Source organism: Actinoplanes sp. HUAS TT8, from assembly GCF_051380535.1.
Lineage (GTDB): Bacteria > Actinomycetota > Actinomycetes > Mycobacteriales > Micromonosporaceae > Actinoplanes.
Genome location: NZ_CP195646.1, coordinates 10,492,798 through 10,511,285, shown reverse-complemented (window position 1 = coordinate 10,511,285; position 18,488 = coordinate 10,492,798). Strand labels below are relative to the sequence as shown.

The 18,488-nt window shown below is 73.0% G+C and carries 14 protein-coding genes; 8 read left to right on the top strand and 6 right to left on the bottom strand.

Annotation, left to right across the window (positions count from 1 at the left end):
- Positions 1-60 precede the first annotated feature (60 nt).
- Positions 61-288 carry a hypothetical protein gene (locus ACSHV8_RS46975; RefSeq protein WP_436526978.1) on the bottom strand — a complete coding sequence of 76 codons (228 nt, stop codon included), beginning with the start codon at positions 286-288 and terminating at the stop codon, positions 61-63.
- Positions 289-504: 216 nt separating this feature from the next.
- Between ACSHV8_RS46975 and ACSHV8_RS46970 the strand changes: the two genes are divergently transcribed.
- The gene (locus ACSHV8_RS46970; RefSeq protein ID WP_436526977.1) at positions 505-2,223 is read left to right on the top strand and encodes a stealth family protein; all 1,719 of its coding nucleotides are present in this window, start codon (positions 505-507) and stop codon (positions 2,221-2,223) included.
- Complete coding sequence (locus tag ACSHV8_RS46965; RefSeq protein ID WP_436526976.1) at positions 2,220-3,467, top strand: nucleotide sugar dehydrogenase; 1,248 nt, start codon at positions 2,220-2,222, stop codon at positions 3,465-3,467. Before ACSHV8_RS46970 ends, ACSHV8_RS46965 begins: the two co-directional genes overlap by 4 nt.
- A gap of 330 nt (positions 3,468-3,797) precedes the next feature.
- Here ACSHV8_RS46965 and ACSHV8_RS46960 read toward each other — a convergent pair whose 3' ends face one another.
- Positions 3,798-5,984 (bottom strand): glycosyltransferase, encoded by a 2,187-nt coding sequence (locus ACSHV8_RS46960; protein WP_436526975.1) that lies wholly within the window; start codon positions 5,982-5,984, stop codon positions 3,798-3,800.
- Positions 5,985-6,080: 96 nt separating this feature from the next.
- Between ACSHV8_RS46960 and ACSHV8_RS46955 the strand changes: the two genes are divergently transcribed.
- Together ACSHV8_RS46955 and ACSHV8_RS46950 are read left to right on the top strand one after the other, a co-directional pair.
- Positions 6,081-8,258 carry a glycosyltransferase gene (locus tag ACSHV8_RS46955; RefSeq protein WP_436526974.1) on the top strand — a complete coding sequence of 726 codons (2,178 nt, stop codon included), beginning with the start codon at positions 6,081-6,083 and terminating at the stop codon, positions 8,256-8,258.
- 5 nt (positions 8,259-8,263) lie between these two features.
- Positions 8,264-8,971: a hypothetical protein gene (locus ACSHV8_RS46950; protein WP_436526973.1), complete on the top strand. Its 708-nt coding sequence runs from the start codon at positions 8,264-8,266 to the stop codon at positions 8,969-8,971.
- Between the two features lie 14 nt (positions 8,972-8,985).
- Here the strand turns inward: ACSHV8_RS46950 and ACSHV8_RS46945 are convergent, their stop codons facing one another.
- Positions 8,986-10,962, bottom strand: coding sequence for an acyltransferase family protein (locus ACSHV8_RS46945; protein WP_436526972.1), 1,977 nt, complete (start codon positions 10,960-10,962; stop codon positions 8,986-8,988).
- Positions 10,963-11,109: 147 nt separating this feature from the next.
- Between ACSHV8_RS46945 and ACSHV8_RS46940 the strand changes: the two genes are divergently transcribed.
- The 3 genes from ACSHV8_RS46940 to ACSHV8_RS46930 are packed head-to-tail and all read left to right on the top strand — an operon-like array spanning position 11,110 to position 13,965.
- Positions 11,110-12,645: a hypothetical protein gene (locus ACSHV8_RS46940; protein WP_436526971.1), complete on the top strand. Its 1,536-nt coding sequence runs from the start codon at positions 11,110-11,112 to the stop codon at positions 12,643-12,645.
- On the top strand, positions 12,642-13,598 hold the full coding sequence (locus tag ACSHV8_RS46935) for a glycosyltransferase family 2 protein (RefSeq protein WP_436526970.1): 957 nt from the start codon (positions 12,642-12,644) through the stop codon (positions 13,596-13,598). The genes ACSHV8_RS46940 and ACSHV8_RS46935 overlap by 4 nt, the downstream gene beginning before the upstream one ends.
- A gap of 25 nt (positions 13,599-13,623) precedes the next feature.
- Positions 13,624-13,965 (top strand): GtrA family protein, encoded by a 342-nt coding sequence (locus ACSHV8_RS46930; protein ID WP_436526969.1) that lies wholly within the window; start codon positions 13,624-13,626, stop codon positions 13,963-13,965.
- A gap of 150 nt (positions 13,966-14,115) precedes the next feature.
- On the opposite strand, the gene ACSHV8_RS46925 is transcribed toward ACSHV8_RS46930, so the two are convergent.
- Positions 14,116-14,271, bottom strand: a complete 156-nt coding sequence (locus ACSHV8_RS46925; protein ID WP_436526968.1) for a hypothetical protein — start codon at positions 14,269-14,271, stop codon at positions 14,116-14,118.
- Positions 14,272-14,361: 90 nt separating this feature from the next.
- Here ACSHV8_RS46925 and ACSHV8_RS46920 point away from each other — a divergent pair, with 90 nt between their 5' ends.
- Positions 14,362-14,847: a CAP domain-containing protein gene (locus ACSHV8_RS46920; protein WP_436526967.1), complete on the top strand. Its 486-nt coding sequence runs from the start codon at positions 14,362-14,364 to the stop codon at positions 14,845-14,847.
- Between the two features lie 236 nt (positions 14,848-15,083).
- Here the strand turns inward: ACSHV8_RS46920 and ACSHV8_RS46915 are convergent, their stop codons facing one another.
- Complete coding sequence (locus ACSHV8_RS46915) at positions 15,084-16,130, bottom strand: O-methyltransferase (protein ID WP_436526966.1); 1,047 nt, start codon at positions 16,128-16,130, stop codon at positions 15,084-15,086.
- 64 nt (positions 16,131-16,194) lie between these two features.
- A complete protein-coding gene (locus ACSHV8_RS46910) occupies positions 16,195-18,474 on the bottom strand; it encodes a glycosyltransferase family 2 protein (protein WP_436526965.1) in 2,280 nt (759 codons plus the stop codon).
- Positions 18,475-18,488: the final 14 nt, after the last annotated feature.

Here is an 18,488-nt window from a genome sequence, read left to right as displayed (position 1 = left end):
GACTTCCCGTTGGTCGGTAGTGATGGCGTCGCCCGCAAGCCTACTTGGAGCTGACGATGCTCACCGGTTCCGCATCCGGTACGTCTTCGTCGCCGCCTCGATCCGCCTCTGTGTCCGTGTCCCCGGGGCCAGTTCGCGCTTGATCCGGCCGTAGAGCCAGAGCCCGCCGCCGACGATCGCGGCGAACAGCACCAGGTAGAAGAAGGCGCCGAACAGTGCGTGGGCCACCCAGCTCACCACGACCACGCCACCGATCACCGCCAGCAGGAACATCACTGCCTTGCCCATCTGGACCCTCCCGGTCTCGACTGCCTACCACCATGCCGCGTCCGCGCAACCGGCCGCATCGGCCGAGCCCCTGAGACGTTCCCCTAAGGGTGGCACTTTCCGGATAAGCGCCCAACCGTCGGCTACTCCCGTATACCGGCACGTAAGGGTATAGACCGCAACTTCAGTCTCGGCCGTCGCGTTAAGGCACGCGTGGTACGGCGAAAGGACGACGGCGTGACGCTGCGGCGGATTCTGCGGCGCACGCCCTGGCCGGTCCGGCAACGGATCGCCCGGGCCGCCGGGAGCCGGATCCTGCCCCGGATCGCCCCGGACCGGCGCCTGCCGATCGCCCGCGCCCTGATGCCGATCGAGGCGCCCCGCCGCGGCCGGCCGGCCGCCGAGGGCCAGGTCATCCGGGTCCGGACCGCGTGGGGGCGGCTGACCGCGCGCGTGTTGACGTCGACCGGCCCGGCCGCGGTCCGCCGGGCCAACCTGGACCGGGTCACCGAGGCACTCGAACGGGCCGGCGTGGACTGGTTCCGCCTGCCCGCCCGGCATCCGGCCGGTACCGTCATCGCCGTACGGGAAACCGATCGTGACCTGGTGATCAGCCTCCTGAAGGCCCTCGCCCGGCGGGACCACGGATTGCTGGGGCGAAGTGGCCCGAAGGGCCGCGTGCGGTCGATCTGCTGGCCGGTCGCCGATCCCGCCGGCGGTTTCGTGCTCGGCCCCGAGCACGCCTGCGAGGTGGAGTTCTGGCGGGCCGAGGGGCCGTGTCTGGTCGCGCCCCGGCCCAATCCGATCGCCGTCCGGGTCCCCGGGTCCGAGCCGGTGACGACCGCCCCGGAGCCGGTCTTCGGTGCGTTCTGCGAGCCGGGCGACACCACCGCCTACCGCACCCGGAAGGTTTTCACGACGCCCGATCCGGACCGGATCGACTTCCCGATCGACGTGGTCTACACCTGGGTCGACGGCGGTGATCCGGACTGGCGGCGGCGCCGGGAACGGGCGCTGGCCGAGAACCCGTGGGTGCGCGAGATCGACCGGGAGGCGGCCAACGACTCGCGCTGGACCAGCCGGGACGAGCTGCGGTACTCGATGCGGGCGCTGCACGCGTTCGCGCCCTGGGTCCGGCACGTCCACCTGGTCACCGACGATCAGGTGCCGGCCTGGCTGGACCTGGACCATCCGCGGCTGACCGTCGTCGACCACGCGGAGATCTTCGGCGACACCGGCGTGCGGCCGACGTTCAACTCGCAGGCCGTCGAGTCCCGGCTGCACCACGTCCCCGGGCTGGCCGAGCACTTCCTGTACCTCAACGACGACGTGATCCTGGGCCGGCCGGTCACCCCGGACCTGTTCTTCACGGCCGGCGGGCTGACCCGGTTCTTCCCGTCGCCGTCGCTCGTCGACCTGGCTCCGCGCGGCCCGGGCGACCGGCCGGCCGACGCGGCCGCGAAGAACAACCGGCGGCTGATCCGGGAGACGTTCGGGCGGGTGCTGACCCGCAAGATGATGCATACCCCGCATGCCGCCCGGCGCAGCGTGCTGGCCGAGATCGAGGCGCGCTTCGCCGGCGAGGTCGGCGGCACGGCCGGGCATCAGTTCCGGCACCCGGACGACGTGTCGGTGCTCTCCTCGCTGCAGCAGTACTACGCGTACCTGTCCGGCCGGGCCGTCCCGGGAACGATCCGCCACCGGTACGCCGACCTGGCCGACCCGTGGACGCCGCTCAAACTGGCCGGCCTGCTGCGCGACCGGGACGCGGACACGTTCTGCCTCAACGACGTGGACAGCCCGGACGCCGCGTTCGCCGAGCAGGTGGCCCTGCTGGCCGACTTCCTGCCGGCCTACCTGCCCTTTCCCTCCCCCTTCGAGCTGCGCGAACCCCGCGCCGCCGGTGCGACCCCCCGCCGCCTGATCACACCCACCATCACAAGGAGATTCCCTTGAGCTACGACGTGGTCATCCTCGGCCTGGGGTACGTCGGACTGCCACTGGCCCAGCAGGCGACCCGGGCCGGCCTGTCGGTGCTCGGCTTCGACGTCGACGAGACCGTGGTCAAAGCCCTGGCCGACGGCCGTTCGCACGTGGACGACCTGAGCGACGCCGACGTCGCCGCGATGGTCGCCGACGGTTTCCGCCCGACCGCCGACGAGACCGAGATCGCCCGGGCCCGGACCGCGGTGATCTGCGTGCCCACCCCGCTCTCCGAGGGCGACGGGCCGGACCTGCGCGCGGTCACCGGCGCGACCGGCTCGGTCGGGCGCAACCTGCGACCGGGCATGCTCGTGGTGCTCGAATCGACCACCTATCCGGGCACCACCGACGACGTGGTCCGGCCGCTGCTGGAGCAGCTCTCCGGGCTGGCCGCGGGGGCCGACTTCCACCTGGCGTTCTCGCCCGAGCGGATCGACCCGGGCAACGCCGAGTACGGCGCCCACAACACCCCCAAGGTCGTCGGCGGATACACCCCGGCCTGCACGGACGCGGCGGCCGAGTTCTACGGCCGGTTCATCGAGACGGTCGTGCGGGCCCGCGGCACCCGGGAGGCGGAGACGGCCAAACTGCTGGAGAACACGTACCGGCACGTCAACATCGCCCTGGTCAACGAGATGGCCCGGTTCTGCCACGAACTCGACATCGACCTCTGGGACGTGATCAACGCGGCGTCGACCAAGCCGTTCGGCTTCCAGGCGTTCTATCCCGGGCCGGGCGTCGGCGGGCACTGCATCCCGATCGACCCGAACTACCTGTCGCACAACGTCCGCAGCAAGCTCGGCTACCCGTTCCGCTTCGTCGAGCTGGCCCAGGAGATCAACGCGACCATGCCGGCCTACGTCGCCCGGCGCGCCCAGAACCTGCTCAACGCCGACGGCCAGGCCGTCCGCGGCGCCGACGTTCTCCTGCTCGGCGTCACCTACAAGGCCAACATCGCCGACCAGCGCGAATCCCCGGCCACCCCGCTGGCCCGCCAGCTCACCGCCCTCGGCGCCACCGTCAAATACCACGACCCGCACGTACCGACCTGGTCGTTCCCCGGCACCGACGACCTGGAAGGCGCCGTCGCCTCGGCCGACCTGGTCATCCTCGTCCAGAACCACCGCGAATACGACGTCGACCACCTGGCCCGCCTGGCCAAACGCTTCTTCGACACCCGCGGCGTCTCCACGGTCCGCGAGGCGCACCGCCTGTAACCACCCCGGCCATCCGGCCCGGTCCAGGTTCCTTCTGGTCCGGGCCGCTTCGGCTGCTCTTGTACGTCCTGGCCCACCCCCCAACCGCAGGCCCGAGCCCCTGGTCCACGGCCGCGACGTGATCCCGGTGCCGGGCCGCCCGGCGACCATCCGGCGCAAGCGGCGGGCCCGCCGGCCGATCCCGGGTCAGGGCTCCGGCCGCGCCCCCGGGCCCCGGCTGGCACTCAGGGCTGTGTCGACGGCCAAGAGACAGCACTGAGCACCAGCCGAGCCCGCGAGCGACGCCGGGGCCCGGGCGGCGACGCGCGTCACGCACTCCGGCGGGCTGGGTCAGGCGGCGGGGCGGGGGTGGGGCACGGGCGTGGGGTGCAGGAGGGCGAGGACGGCGTCGGCGTAGAGGCCGTGGTGGTGGCGGCGGGCGAAGTCGCGGGCGCGGGCGCTGTGGGCGGCCCAGCGGGCCGGGTTGCGGTGCAGGCGGCGCAGCGTCTGGTGCAGGTCGTCCGGGGTGCAGTAGACGGCCGCGGCGCCGAATTCCGGTTCGCGGGCGGGCGGGAGCAGCAGGACGCATCCGGCGGCCAGCGGGGCGAGCAGGTCGGCCGTGGGGTCGTCCAGGCCGACATAGAAGTCGAGCTGGTGGAGGAAGCCGCGCGGCGAGAGGTCGGCCTCCTGGTAGATGAGCCAGCTCAGCGGCGGGCGCCGGCCGAACGCGGTCCGGGCCGAGGCGTCACGGTCCATGATCCGTACATCGAAATCGGGGGAATCCCGCAGCAGAGCGCGCAGCGAACGCAGATCGTCGCCGGCGAATCGGCCGAGCACGGGCCGGTCGGCCGAGGGTTCGCCGCGGGCCACCCGCCACCGGCGCGGATCCACGGTGTGCGGCAGCGGGACGACCGTCGGCGTGGTCCCGAACAGCCGGTCGGTCGCCCAGGGCGCCTCCTCCTCGATGATCACGCGGTCGGCGCGGATCCCGCTGGGCAGGCTGGGCGCGAAAGCGAGCGGTTCGGGGCCGCGGACGACGACGAGCCGGGCGTGCACCTGATCGGTGATCATGACCTGCTCGACCGCGCCCACGTTGATCATGCGCTGGACGTCCGGGTCGAGGTTGCGGGCGGCCCGGCCGAGCGCCGGCAGGTGCAGGATCGCGAACGGCACGAGGCCCATCAGCGCGCGGATCGGGCCGGCGCTCTCCGGGACCGTGAAGTCCCCGGCGAGGATCAGGTCGAAGGCCAGCGACGCGGGCTCGGTGAGCAGCTGCGGCGCCGCGAACACCCGATGCGTGGGGTGGCGCGGGCGGTAGGCGCTCTCCCGCCCGGCCGCCACCCGCGTGTGCCAGGCCTGGAACGCCGACAGGTACGCGTGCCGGGCCGGATGCATCCACCCGGCGGCCATGTCGGTGCTGGACAGCGACCCGCCGGAGAGCCGGATCAGCGCCAGTGTTTCGGCCGGCAGGTGTCGCACGGCGGGGCGGCCGAAGACCGCGCGGGCGCGTTCCACGTACTCGGCGTCGGCGCCCTTGCGGACGGTGTCGAGGTAGCCCAGCTTCGACAGGGCCACGGCCCGGCGGACCATCAGCGACGACAGGTTGTACGACCGGTGCCGCGGGAACCCGGGCCGGGTCACCACGAGATCCCCGGTCACGCGCATCCCGGCCGACGTCGTGGCGAACAGCGCGGACTCGGCCAGCAACGGTGTGACCTGGCGTTCCAGTCGCAGCGGATGCGACCAGTCGTCGGAGTCCTGAAAGGTCACGAACTCGCCGGTCGCGGCGTCCAGCCCGGCGTTGCGGGCCAGGTAGGTCCCGCCGTTGACCGGCAGTCGCAGCACCCGGATCCGCGAGTCCAGCCCGGACACCTCGTCCAGCACCTCGGAGTCCCCGGATCCGTCGTCGACGATCAGGATCTCCTGGGCCGTCCAGCTCTGCGCCAGCAGCGAGCGGACGGTCACGAGCAGCGCCGGGCCGGGCCGGTAGGTCGTGACGATCGTCGTCACCAGCGGCCCGTCCACCGGCCCGGCGGCACCAGGCACGATCCGCTCGAACCGTGGTCCGGTCCCGCCGGCGACGGTCAGCCCCGGCCCCGGCAGCAGGGCGTTGAAACGGGACAGCCAGTCGGACGGCTCGGCCAGGTCCACCCCGAGCGCCTCCCGGATCTGCGCCGGGACTCGCGGATACCGTTCGAGCAGGTCGGCGGCCCGGCCCACGGCGAACGCGAGTTGCGCGTGCAGCCCCTGGTGCTCGGGCGCGACCGCGGCCGGTCCGCGTGTGCGCAGCAGGTCGTCCAGCAGCGCCAGCCCGTCGGCCCGGTCCTCCGGTTCGAGGTCCTGGCCGGCGATCACCCGGGCCAGTTCGCCGATCGCCCACGGGTCGTCGCCGGCGTGGGCCAGGACGGCGCGTGCGTCGGCCGACCGGGTCCGCAGCGCGGCCGTCGCCGGGCCGTCCGGACCGGCTCGGCGCAGCGTGCGTAGATGCCGTTCGAGCAGGGCGGATCCGTACGGGCCGGGAAGGGTGTGCGTGCGCATGGTCTGCCCAACGCCCGGCCACCGCCCGGCGTGACGTGATCACCCCGCGGGTCGTTGCGTAACGAGGGTAAACCTGAGGAACGGGAGTGCACGATCATGACCGCGACCGTCCATGACGTGGCGATTCTCTCGGACTTCCGCTATCCGGGCGGCAACTCCGCGGCGATCGCCGCCGAGGTGCGCGCCCAGGCCGAGGCCGGGCTTCGCACGGTTCTGGTGCACGTGCCGTCGCCGCACAACCGGGACGGGCTGCCGTTCAGCCCGCGCATCGCCGAGCTGCTCCGGGACGGGCTGGCCGAGCTGGCCGCGCCGGACGCGACCACCCAGGCCCGTCTGCTGGTGATCCGGCAGCCGCGGATCTTCACCGAGGATCTGGCCGTGGTCCCCCGGGTCCGGGCCGACCACACCGTCATGGTGATCAACCAGGCGCCGGGCGACGCCGCCGACCCGAAGCGGTACTACGACTTCGACGAGGTCCGGGACCGGGTCGAGCTGTACTTCGGCCCGACGATCGAGTGGGCGCCGATCAGCCCGCAGATCCGTGGGCAGCTGCCCGGTCTGGCCGAGGACGACTGGCACGAGATCATCGACGTGGCCGAGTGGTGGCCGGGCGAGCGCCGGCGCGGCGACGTACCGGTGATCGGCCGGCACGGGCGGGCCGATCCGGTGAAGTGGCCGCGCACCCCGGACGAGCTGCTGCTGGCCTATCCGGAGCGGGCCGACCTGCGGGTCCGGGTGCTGGGCGGTGGCGACATCGCGACCCGGCTGCTCGGGCGGCGCCCGGCCAACTGGGACGTGATCCCGTTCGGCGGCGAGGAGCCGGTGGACTTCCTGCGCACGATCGACTTCTTCGTCTACTTCCACGACCCGGACCTGGTCGAGGCGTTCGGCCGGACGATCCTGGAGGCGATGGCGGCCGGGGTGCCGGCGATCATCGGCGAGCACTTCCGGCCGATCTTCGGCGACGCCGCGCTCTACTCGACCCCGGCCGGCGTGGAACCGCTGGTCCGCGGCCTGTGGGCCGATCCCGAGCGCTACCGGGAGGTGGCCGCTCGGGCCCGGGAGTTCGCCGCGGGCCGCTACGGCACCGCGTCGCACCTGGCCCGGCTGGCCGCTCGCGGGGCCGGGGCCCGGACGGCCGCGCACCGGGCGCCCGGATCGGCCCGGCACGGCGACCCGGCCCCCCGCCCCCGCCCGGTGCTGATGCTCAGTGACAACGGCGCCGGCCTGGGCCACCTGTCCCGGCTGATGGCGATCGGGCGCCGGCTGCCGCCGACACATCCGGCGGTGATCGCGACCCAGTCGTACGGCGCCTCGGTCGCCCACCAGGAGGGTTTCCTCACCGAGTACCTGCCGTCCCGGACCGTGCTCGGGATGGCCAAGCAGCGCTGGTCCGGTTTCCTCCAGTCGCGCCTGGAACACCTGGTCGACCTGCACCGGCCGGCCGTGGTGGCGGTCGACAGCGTCCCGCACGACGGCATCGTGGCCGCCGCCGCGGCCCGCCCGGACGTCACCTGGGTCTGGGTGCGCCGGCCGATGTGGCGGCGGGACACCGGCGCCGAGTGGATCGCCCAGGGGTCGGCGTTCGACGGCATCCTGGAGCCGGGCGAGTTCGCGGCCGAGGCCGACGAGGGCCCGACCGTGGCCGACCGGTCCGGGGTGCACGCGGTCGAGCCGATCATGCTGCTGGACCGGGACGACCTGGCCTCGCCGGAGGAGGCCCGGGCCGCGCTCGGGCTCGACCAGGGCCGCCCGGCCGCGCTGCTGCAGCTCGGCGCCGGGAACATCAACGACATCGCGTCGCCGGTCGGGCGGATCGCCGCGCACCTGCGCGGGGCCGGCTTCCAGGTGCTGCTGGCCGAGTCGATGATCGCGACCGAGCCGATGCCACCGGTGCCCGGCGCCCAGGTGGTCAAGGTGTACCCGATCAGCCGGTATCTGCGCGGATTGGACCTGGTGGTCAGCGCGTCCGGTTACAACTCCTTCCATGAGCTGCTCGCCTTCGGGGTGCCGGCGGTGTTCGTGCCGAACCGGTCGACTTCGCTCGACGACCAGCTCGGCCGGGCCCGGTTCGCGGCCGCGGCCGGGGCGGCGCTCTGCATCGAGGACCCGGAGAGCGACGAGCTGGACCGGGTCCTGACCGAGGCAGTCCGGCCCGAGGTGCGGGAACAGCTGGCCCGGCGCTGCGCCGAGATCGGCTTCGGCAACGGTGCCGGGGCCGCGGCGCGCTGGCTGGCCGAGCTGGCCGCCGAGAACGTACGAAGCGGAGCGTGAGCTATATGTCCGATTTGTCAACAAAAAGCGGCACCGAGCTGGAGACCCTGCGGTGGGAGATCGCGGCGCTCACCGGGCGGATGCGCTCGGTCGAGCTGGAACGCGACTCCTGGCGGGCGCGCTGCGACCGGCTGACCGAACAGCGCGACCGGGAACGGGAGAAGTCCCAGAGCCTGCGCAGCAGCGGCTCCTACAAGCTGGGGAAGGCGCTGGTCTCGTTCGCGCGGGACCCGTTCCGGACGTCGCCGCGCCTGGTCCGTGGGCTGGCCCGGCGACTGCGACCCGGGGCGGCCGGGGCTCTGTCCGTACCCAAGCAGGCAGTTGATCTTTCTTTGGCGAAGGCCGCGAAGCGGCGTCCGGCGCACCTGTACGTCGCCATCGGCCTGGACCACGACGCGCTGCGCGACCTGCTGGTGACGATCAACCAGCGCCTGCTCGTGACCCCGGACCACCGGCCGGTCGTGCTCACCGACGACGCGGCGTTCTCGCTGCTGCGCAAGCTCGGCGTGCTGATGGAGTACCTGCCGGACCGGGCCACCTGGGAGCGGCACCGGCCCGACCGGGCGTGGGACGACCTGCTGGCCGAGCGGCTGGCCCAGCTCTGCCGCGACCACAACACCGAACGCACCGTGGTCGTCGACCGGCTGAGCCCCCCGAACCTAGCTGACTTGCTGACCGGCGTCGCCTCCGGCTCGCAGGCATCGCGCCCTTGACGGCGCGATGAGAGCTATCCGGCTGCGGACAAAGCGTCGTCCAGCAGCGGGGCCACGGTCTGGGCGTAGGTCGTGGTCATGTGGTTCGAGTCGCGGTAGACCAGGACGTTGCCGATCACCGGCGGGCAGAACGTCGCCGTGCACAGCCACGGCACCGGGTCTATCTGCGTCACCCGGGGATCGGTGATCCGGGACAGCGCGACGCGCTGAGCCGGCCCGCGCAGGGCGGCCGTCACGGTCGTCCCGCACCGGTTGACCCGCTTGAGACGGGCCTGCCGGGCCAGGCAGATCGGCACCCGCTCGGCGAAGTACGGCGTGTCGGTGATCAGCGCGACCCGGGTGCCCATCCCGGTGAACCCGGCGAACGTCCGCTGCCAGGCCGCCTGCCACTGGGTCGCCTCGTCGGTGACCGGGTCCATCGTGCGGTAGTTGAAGCTCGACCCGATCACCGCCAGGGACGGCTTGAGCGCCCGGAACCGGGCCATCGCCGACGCCCGCCACTTGGCGCACTCGGTGTACTCCCGGTTCCGCCCGCCCAGCCAGAGCCGCAGGTCGGCCGCCGAGCAGGAGCTCTTGGTCAGCGACACCAGCTTCCAGCGGTGCTGGACGGCCAGCCGTTCGACGGCCGGGAACCACTGGGCCGCGTGCGAGTCGCCGAAGAGCACCACGGTCGTCGGCGAGGTCGGGTCGCCGTAGACGCAGCCGTCCGGCGCGACCACCGCGTCGGCCTCCACATGGCACTGATCGGCCCAAACCCGGGCCTTGTCGGCGTTCACCTTGGTCAGCGCCGGGGTCAGGTTGGCCGGCAGCTCGGTGGTGGCCCGGCTGGCCCGGACCGTGCGGGTGATCACCTTGTACGGGTCGGCCGAGTGCGCGGCCGTCACCCGCAGATCCCGGATCGCGGCACCGGACGGCACCAGGTGCGGCAGCAGCGCGACGGTCACCGCGGTCGCGGCCACCGCGGCGGACAGCCCGGCGCCCAGCCCGAGCGCCCGGACCGGTCGCGCCCGGAGCCCCGGCCGGTGCCGCAGCGGGTTCTCGACCAGGTGATACGTGACCCAGGCGAGGCCCAGCGCGACCGCCGCGAGGGCGAGCGCGAGCGGCAGCGACGGGTCGAGCCCGAGCGCGGCCGGGCCGATCAGCAGCAGCGGCCAGTGCCACAGGTACCAGCCGTAGGAGAGCCGGCCGACCGCCTGCAGCGGCCGGGCCGCGAGCGGTCCGAAGCCACCGGCCAGCACGGCGGCGGCGCCGGCGACCGGAAGAAGGGCATAGAAGCCGGGGTACGGCGTCGCATCGTCGAACCACAGCGCCGCAGCGAAGATCGCGACCAGTCCGGCGGCACCCAACAGCCGGCTGCGCAGGCGCGTGCCGAGAATCGCCAGCAGCGCGCCGACGCCCAGCTCCCACGCCCGGGTGTGCGGCCCGAAGTACGCCCACGGCGCCGACCGCGCGGTCTCCAGCACCCCGGCCGTGAACGACGCCAGCACCAGGCCGATCAGCAGCGGCTTGCGGCGCGGCAGCAGGAGCAGCAGCGGCCAGACCAGGTAGAACTGCTCCTCCACGGCCAGCGACCAGAAGTGCTGGAACGGGGACGGCGGCGCGTCGGCGTTCAGGTAGTCGGTGCCGGTCTCGGCGAATCGCAGGTTGGCCACGTACCCGGCCGCCGACAGCGCGTCCTTGGACAGGTCGCCGATCCGGATCGCCGGCAGCCACAGTTTCGCCGCGATCAGGGTCGTGACCAGCACCACGGCCGCGGCCGGCAGCAGCCGCAGGGCCCGCCGGGCGTAGAACCGCCGGATCGAGATCCGCCCCTCGGCCGCCTCGCGCAGCAACAGCCCGGTGATCAGGAAGCCGGAGATCACGAAGAACACGTCGACGCCCACGTAGCCGCCGGCCAGCTTCGGCACCCCGGCGTGGCTGAGCACGACCAGGAGCACGGCGATCGCTCGAAGGCCCTCGATGTCGGGACGGAAGTTTCGCGGGTGACTCACCGCCGTTCAACGCGCCGCCCCGTGCGGAGGTGTCGCAACCTCGCTCCGGCGGCCCTCGTTGCGTCTGGTGTGACAGCCCCGACGCTGAACGCCCCCTCCACCCCCGTTCCGACACCGGCGGTGGAGCCGCGCCGACCCTGGACGACGGTGTGGCGGGCGATCGTGCTGCGCTCGGTCCTGGTGCCCGTGATCGTGCTGTCCCCGCTGGTGGCGCTGCCGCCGAGCGCCGATCATCGGTTCAATGTGTACGCCAACGGGGCCCGCTATCTGGGCCGCCCGTGGGAGCTGTTCGGCGCGGCGATCGACTCCGTCCCGCAGTACCTGAACCTGGGCAACTTCCGCCCGCTCGGCCGGATGGTCGAGTGGGCCCTGGACACCGTCACGTTCGCCGTCACCGACCTGCTCGGGCTGCCCGCGAACGTGTCGCTGCGGCTCGTCGCCATGGCCGGTGCGATCCTGCTCACACTCGCGGCGGTGGTGCTGGCCGAGTGCGTGGTCAGCCGCGGCCGTACGTTCGCCGGCCCGCCCTCACTCCTCGCCGCGATCCTGCCGTTCGCCGTCGGTGGCAGTTTCGTCGCGGCCGGCCGGACCAGCACCACGGTCCTCTTCGGCGGCCTCTACTTCCTCACCGCCGCCCTGGTGCTGCTGGTCGCCGCGGCCGCCGCCCGGACCGTCGGCCGGATCCGGCTCGGCCCCCGGCTCGGCGTGCTGGCCGTGGTCACCGGCGCCGGGCTGGCCGCGTTCAACGAGATGGCCTGGCTGGCGCTGCCCCTGGCCGCGCTCGCCGCGCTGATCCGGGCCCGCACGGTGCTCGGCCTCACGTTCCGGGAGTCGGCCGCCGGGGCGCGCTTCACCGCGCTGCTCTGGGCCGGGTTCCTGCCGGTGGCCATCCCGGTCCGGGTGATCATCGCGCGGCGGTGCGCGGTCCGGGACTGCTACTCCGGGTCGGACATGGCGCCGGCCGGGACGTTCGGGGCGCTGCCGAACCGGCTGACCTCCTGGGTGCCGCCGCTGATGTGGCAGCGGGCGAGCGAGGGGCCGTACGGTCACACGCTCGGGCCGGCCGCGCTGATCGCCCTGCTGGTCCTGCTCGTGCTGGTCCGGCGCTTCTGGCGGGATCTGCCCGGCTACGACACCCTGGACCGCCGCCAGGCCGCCGCGCTCGGCGCGACCGGACTGGCCGTACTCGCACTGACCGCCACCATGGGCGCACTCAACGAGCAGATGCAGCGGCTCGCCGCGGCCGGCTGGTGGGGTCTGGGCTGGCGGGACAGCGCGCTGGCCGGGGCCGGCGGCGCTCTGATCACGGTGGCGCTGCTGGCCGGGGTCTTCGCCCGCGGGCACCGCAGCGGACGCGTCCACCGCCGGGGCATCCTCGCCGGGGTGCTGCTGCTCGTGGTGATCGCCGCGATCTCCACGTCGGCCAACCGCGACTACCGGGCCGGGGTGGCCTCGGAGAAACCGGCGTACGTGCACGACCGCGTGGCCCAGGAGATCGTCGACTTCGACCGGTCCGTGGCCGGGGACGGACGCCGGTGCACGCTGCGCGAACAGTTCCGGGACAGCCTGCCGCGCGACCGGCGGGCCGGGTACCAGGCCGAGATGCGCCGCTTCGACCAGGCCGTCAACGAGGCCACCTACCGGCTCGCGCACCGGCCGTTCTGCACCAGGGCACCGGCATGATCTCGGTGGTGGCGCCGGTCTTCAACGAGGGCGCGGGCGTCGACCGGTTCATCGCCCGGATGGCCCAGGTGCTCGACGGTCACGATTACGAACTGGTCCTGGTCGACGACGGTTCGGGCGACGACTCGTGGAGCCGGATCGCCGCGTACGCGCTCACCGACCCGCGCGTGCGCGGCCTGCGGCTGTCCCGCAACTTCGGCAAGGAGGCCGCGCTGCTGGCCGGTCTCGAACACGCGGCCGGCGACGCGACCATCGTCATCGACGCCGACCTGCAGCACCCGCCGGCCGTGATCCCGGAGATGATCCGCCGCTGGCGGGCCGGCGCCCAGGTCGTCGAGGCGGTCAAACGCAACCGGACCGGGCAGTCGCTGAGCAGCCGGCTCGGTGCGCGCGTGTTCAACCGCGCGTTCACCCGGATGACCCAGGTCGACCTGGTCAACGCCACCGACTTCCGGCTGCTGGCCCGGCCCGCCCTGAACGCGCTGCTGCGGATGCCCGAACACTCCTCGTTCTTCCGGGGCACCAGCAGCTGGATCGGCTTCACCCGGGAGACCGTCGAGGTCGACATCGACCACCGCGAGGGCGGCGCGTCCCGGTGGACCGCGCGGTCGCTGTTCCGGCTCGCGGTCAACGGCCTGACCTCGTTCACGTCGGCGCCGCTGCACCTGGTCACGCTCGGCGGGCTGACGTTCGCGGCGTTCTCGGTGGTGCTCGGGGTGCAGACGCTGGTCCGCTGGATGCAGGGGCACTCGGTGGCCGGCTTCCCCACGGTCATCCTGCTCCTGCTCGTCACAGGCACGTTCGTGCTGCTCGGGCTCGGGGTGATCGGCGAATACCTGGCCCGCATCCACGAGGAGGTCCGGGGGCGGCCCCGATACCTCGTGAAGGAGGTGGCCGGGTTACCGTCGCTCGATGTCCCGCAGCAGTGGACGTCCCATGCCGGCCAACGGTGAGCTCGCTCGGCTTGTCCGTTATGGAGTGAGTGGCGGAGCCAGCGCACTCACCCATTTCGGGATCGGGCTGGCCGGTGTGCACCTGCTCCACCTGCGCCCGGTGATCGCCTCGACCACCGGATTCGTCGCCAGCATCGCGGTCTCCTACCTGCTCCAGCGCATGTGGGTGTTCCGCTCGTCGGCCGGGCACGTCCTGGCCGGATCCAAGTTCCTGGTCGTCACCGCGGTCGCCTTCACCATCAACACCACGGTCCTCTGGCTCGGCACCGAGGTGCTGTCCGCGCCGTACCCGGTGGTCCAGCCGGTCGCCCTCACCCTGATCCCCCTGATCAACTACGTCCTCAACTCCCGCTGGACGTTCTCCTAACCCCACGGACGCCGCCGGCCCCTCACGCCCGGGCCGAAGCAGGCGGGCCGAAGCAGGCGGGGCCTCGCGAGGTCCGCCCGACTCCAGGTCGCAGCGCGGGTCCCGGCCCCAGCTGGCGCTCACGGTCGTTCCCGGCCGTTTTTACAGCCCTCAGCACCAGCCGGCCACCGCGAGCCGCGCCCGGACCTTGAGCGGCAGCGGCCTCGCGTGGGCGTGGGGCGTGGCCACGATCAGGAGCCGGCGACCTCGGGCGTGGGTGAGTTCGTTGACGGCGTAGCCGGCAACCGAGCGGCGACGAACAGACAACCGTTCGACAATCATCGAGGCCGGGGGCGGGGCCGAAGGGAACGGTGAACCTGGCAGCAAGCCAGGCGCCGAACTCCGAAAGGGTCTCCCTTGCGCTCGCTGTTCCGCCGCCTCGCCCTGGTCGCCGCCGTCGCTCCCGCCGCCGCTCTCGGCGCGACGCTGTTCGCGGCGCCCGCCGACGCCGCGCCCGTTTCCGTGACGACGATGCAGGCCGACATCGTGCGGCTGACCAACGTGCAGCGTGCGGCGCACGGCTGCGGCGCCCTGAAGGTCGACCCCCGGCTGGTCACCGCGGCGCGCGGGCACAGCGCGTACATGGCGCAGACCGGCGCGTTCAGCCACACCGGCCGCGGCGGTTCGAACTTCGCGGCCCGGGAGCGGGCGGCCGGCTACCAGAAGCCGTCGGCCGAGAACATCGCTTGGGGCTACCGCTCCGGCAGCGAGGTCGTCACTGCGTGGATGAGGAGCCCGGGCCACCGCGCCAACATCCTCAGCTGCCGCTCGAAGACGGTCGGCGTCGGCGTGGTCTACAGCCAGGGCGGCGCGCCCTACGTCACGCAGGATTTCGGTTACTGACAAAAGATATTTTTTGCCTCGGTCCGCCGGGGTACAGACCGTCGCTCCCGCGGGGACCCTTCCGGTCCTCGCAGGGCGCTGGCGCGCCCAGAACGCGAGGCCCGCAAGGGCGACGTGGTCGGGTGGTCACGGTCAGAGCAACAAATCTTGGGCGCGCGCGAGCGGGCTCAGGGCAGCGCCCCCGCCGATCCCCCTGCGGCGGGGGCGCTTGCCGTTCGTTGACCTCAGCCGAGCGGTCAGGACGAGACGGTGTTCAGTGAAGCGAGGCCGTTGGGCTCGGACCCGGCGCGGTCGAGCAACAGAACGGCGTGGCGGCCGAGCATCTCGCCGGGGCGGGTGAGGCCGTCGACGGTGGCGAGCCAGCGTTCGAGGGCAGCCTGTTCGTCCTTGCGGTTGGCGTCGTCGAAGACGATCGTCGCGCGGTCGGCCAGGCGCGGCCCGGTGACCGGCAGTGCCGGGTAGCGGCTGTCCGGCCCGACCGCCGCGGGCGGCCCGTCGACGAGCAGGAAGTCGATGCCGTCGAGGTCTTCCAGGACGGCCGGGTCGTACCAGGAGTAGGTTCGCCCGTCGAGTTCGACCGGCGCCAGCGGCGCGTCGCGGACCTCGGCGACCCCGGTCAGCCCGTGCTCGCGCAGCGCCGAGCGGGTCCGGTTGGCATACGACGGGTCGTGGTCGAGCGAGATCAGCCGCCCGCCGATCTGCTCCAGCGCGTAGGCGAGCCAGATCGTCGACGTCCCGCTGCCCAGTTCCAGGACCAGCCGCGGCTGCCGGGACCGGACCAAAAACAGCAGTTCGAGCAGGTCGGTCGGGTTCAGCGCGTAGTCGCCGGACGACGGCATCGGTGCCCGCGGCGTGAAGCCCTGGAAGAGCTGCACGGTCGCCTCCACCTCGCGCGGCACGGCGAACCGCAGGTCCCGCACGCCCCGGTCGGCGATCCGCTGGACCCGGGCGACCGCGTCGGCCAGTTCACGGTGCCGGTCCTCGGTGTCGAGCCGCTGCCGTTCGACCGCGGACACCACCCGGCGCTGCGTCTGGTCGAGGACCACGCGCAGGTCGCGGATCTCCCGCCGGTCGGCCCGCATGCCGAGCAGCCGCAGGTTGACCCGCAGCACCCCGGCGACGGCGAGCGCCACCAGCAGGGCGAGCAGGCAGACGGCGACCCGGGTCGCGTCGAGCGCGGCGGCCAGGGTGGTCCCGGCGACGAGCACCACGGTGGTCGCGACCGCGCTGAGGGTCAGTGGACCGACCGCGCGTACCCGTCCGGCCAGTTTGCCAACGATCATCGACTGCCACCTCCCGTGCCCGCGTGCGGCCGCGGGGGCGACCACACTCCCCTAACGGCGCAACTCACGGAGCGTTACGCGCGAGATCGGCTATCCGATTCGCGAACCGCTCCGGGCTGTGCGCGCGCAGGAGGGCCGCCCGCTCCGGGGCACCGAGTGTGGGATCGGCCTGGTGGCGGCCGATCTCGTCGGGGTCCGGGGGTACCACGACGCAGCCCATGGCGGTGGCGTCGAGCACCGATCGCGGCGACGCGGACAGGTCCAGGTAGAAGTCGAGCTGCCCGAGGAATTCCAGCGGATCCACCTCGGACGCGCGGTAGATCAGGCGGTCGGCCGGCTGCCGGGGCACGTGGACCCCGTCGGCGACCCGGATCCGCACGTCGCCCCCGATCAGCCGGTCGAGCTGGCCGCTCTCGGTGATCTCCGCCCCGACGACAGGCACCCGACCGAACGCACCGCCGCCGGGCCCCCGAGCCGACGCACCGCCGCCGGGCACCCGAGCCGACGCACCGCCGACCGAACCACGGGCGGCTCGGGCGAGTGGGGAGCGGCGCGGCGCGATCGAGGCCCGGACGGCCGCTGTCGGCAGGTCGAAATCGGTCAGCGGCCGGTCGACCACGGCCGCCCGGATCCGCGGCGTCTGCGGGCACCAGAGCGGCCGCACCCCGAAGATCTCCGCAACCGGCCCACCCCGGACGACGTCGTCGAGGAGGACCAGGACGGTACACGGCACGATCCCGATCCGTTCGGCGGGCGGATACCGGAGCACTTCGGCCTGCCGCACCAGCAGCAGCCCGCACTGGACAGCATCGGTCAGCACCACCTGCCCGACCCGCCCCGAGTTCACCCGGTCCTGCACCGTGTGGTGCACCGGAAGCCGCTCCCGCGAGGGCCGCCGCCAGTCCTCCAGGTGCAGGATCCCCACCCGCAGACCACGGCTGACCAGTGCCTCGATCTCGGCCAGGGCCGACCGCTGGGTCTCCCCGGGTGCGCGCCAGTCGGCGGCCATGATCACGTCGTACGTCTGAATCGGCTCTTGATCCGAAGCGGACCGCAAGAGGTGCGGCGGCGCCGGGAAGGGGCGACCTGATCCGTCTTTCGGCCGGAAGGCCGCCGCCTCGCCGGAGGCGATCCGCCGGTGCCAGGCCAGGTAGCCGGAGCGGTACGCGGCCCGCGCCGGATGGATCCAGTAGGGCCGGATCTCGGCCCGGGACAGCGACCCGCCGGAGAGCCGGATCAGCGCGAGGTGTTCCGGCCGGTGGCGCACGGCCCGCGCCCCGAACGCGGCGGTGATCCGGTCGATGTACTCGGAGTCGCCACCTTTGCGGACCACGTCGAGGTAGCCGACCGTCTCCAGCACCGCGTCCCGGCGGAACAGCAGCGCGGACGGGTTGAGCTTGCCCCCGCGACGGCCGAGCCGGGTGAGGGTGAGGTCGTCGGTGACCCGCCGCCCGTCCGAGGTGGAGGCGACCAGTCCGGGATCCCGCAGCAGCGGCGTGACCTGCAGTTCCAGGCGGCGCGGATGCGACCAGTCGTCAGAGTCCTGAAATGTCGTGAACCGTCCGGTGGCGGCGTCGAGGCCGGTGTTGCGGGCGACGTACGTCCCGGAGTTCGACGCCTGCCGCAGCACCCGGACCCGGCGCGGGTCGAGCGCCACCGCCGCGTCCAGGACGGTGGCGAACTCCGGCGGGGACGCGTCGTCGACGATCAGCACTTCCAGGTTCCGCCAGGACTGCGCGAGGATCGACCGCACCGCGGTGAGCAGACCTTCGCCGGGCCGGTACGCGGTCACCACCACGCTGATCAGTTCCGGACGCTCGATCGGCGTGACCGGGGCCGTGCACAGGCGGTCGAAGGCCGGCCGATGGTCCCGCCCGTCCAACCGGATCCCGGGTGACGGCAGACCCAGGCGGAACAACCGCAGCCACAGCCGGTGCGATCGCCGCGCGTGGCGGAACGGGTTGGCCCGGTCGGTGAGGATCTCGTGGCGTACCCGGCGGTCGGTCGTCGTTCTCGCGGAGCCGGCGAGCTGGGCGTAGATCGAGCGCTGCGGGAGCGGAATGCGGCGAGGGCCGAGCAGTTCGAAAAGGGCCAGTGCGTCGGCCGCGTCGGTGGTCTCGATGTCCTGCAGCGCCATGATCTGCGCCAGCAGAGCCACGGCCTGAACACTTTGTCGGGATTTTTCGTGTTCCAGCGGCCGCCCGGCCCGAGCCTCGGCCAGCAACAACGCCAGCGCGTCGGCCGCCGCCCCCGGCCCCAGGGCCGCCCGCGCCAACTCGTCCCGAAGACCCACCGCACGATTCCGGACCGCCGCGGCGACAAACCCCACCGAATTCTCGAACATCGGTGGTCCAACGC

Excerpts from the sequence above, each read along its gene's own strand:
- ACSHV8_RS46915 (WP_436526966.1), bottom strand. The coding sequence starts at position 16,130 with ATGATCGTTGGCAAACTGGCCGGACGGGTACGCGCGGTCGGTCCACTG.
- ACSHV8_RS46955 (WP_436526974.1), top strand. The coding sequence starts at position 6,081 with ATGACCGCGACCGTCCATGACGTGGCGATTCTCTCGGACTTCCGCTAT.
- ACSHV8_RS46935 (WP_436526970.1), top strand. The coding sequence starts at position 12,642 with ATGATCTCGGTGGTGGCGCCGGTCTTCAACGAGGGCGCGGGCGTCGAC.
- ACSHV8_RS46950 (WP_436526973.1), top strand. The coding sequence starts at position 8,264 with ATGTCCGATTTGTCAACAAAAAGCGGCACCGAGCTGGAGACCCTGCGG.
- ACSHV8_RS46960 (WP_436526975.1), bottom strand. The coding sequence starts at position 5,984 with ATGCGCACGCACACCCTTCCCGGCCCGTACGGATCCGCCCTGCTCGAA.
- ACSHV8_RS46910 (WP_436526965.1), bottom strand. The coding sequence starts at position 18,474 with ATGTTCGAGAATTCGGTGGGGTTTGTCGCCGCGGCGGTCCGGAATCGT.
- ACSHV8_RS46975 (WP_436526978.1), bottom strand. The coding sequence starts at position 288 with ATGGGCAAGGCAGTGATGTTCCTGCTGGCGGTGATCGGTGGCGTGGTC.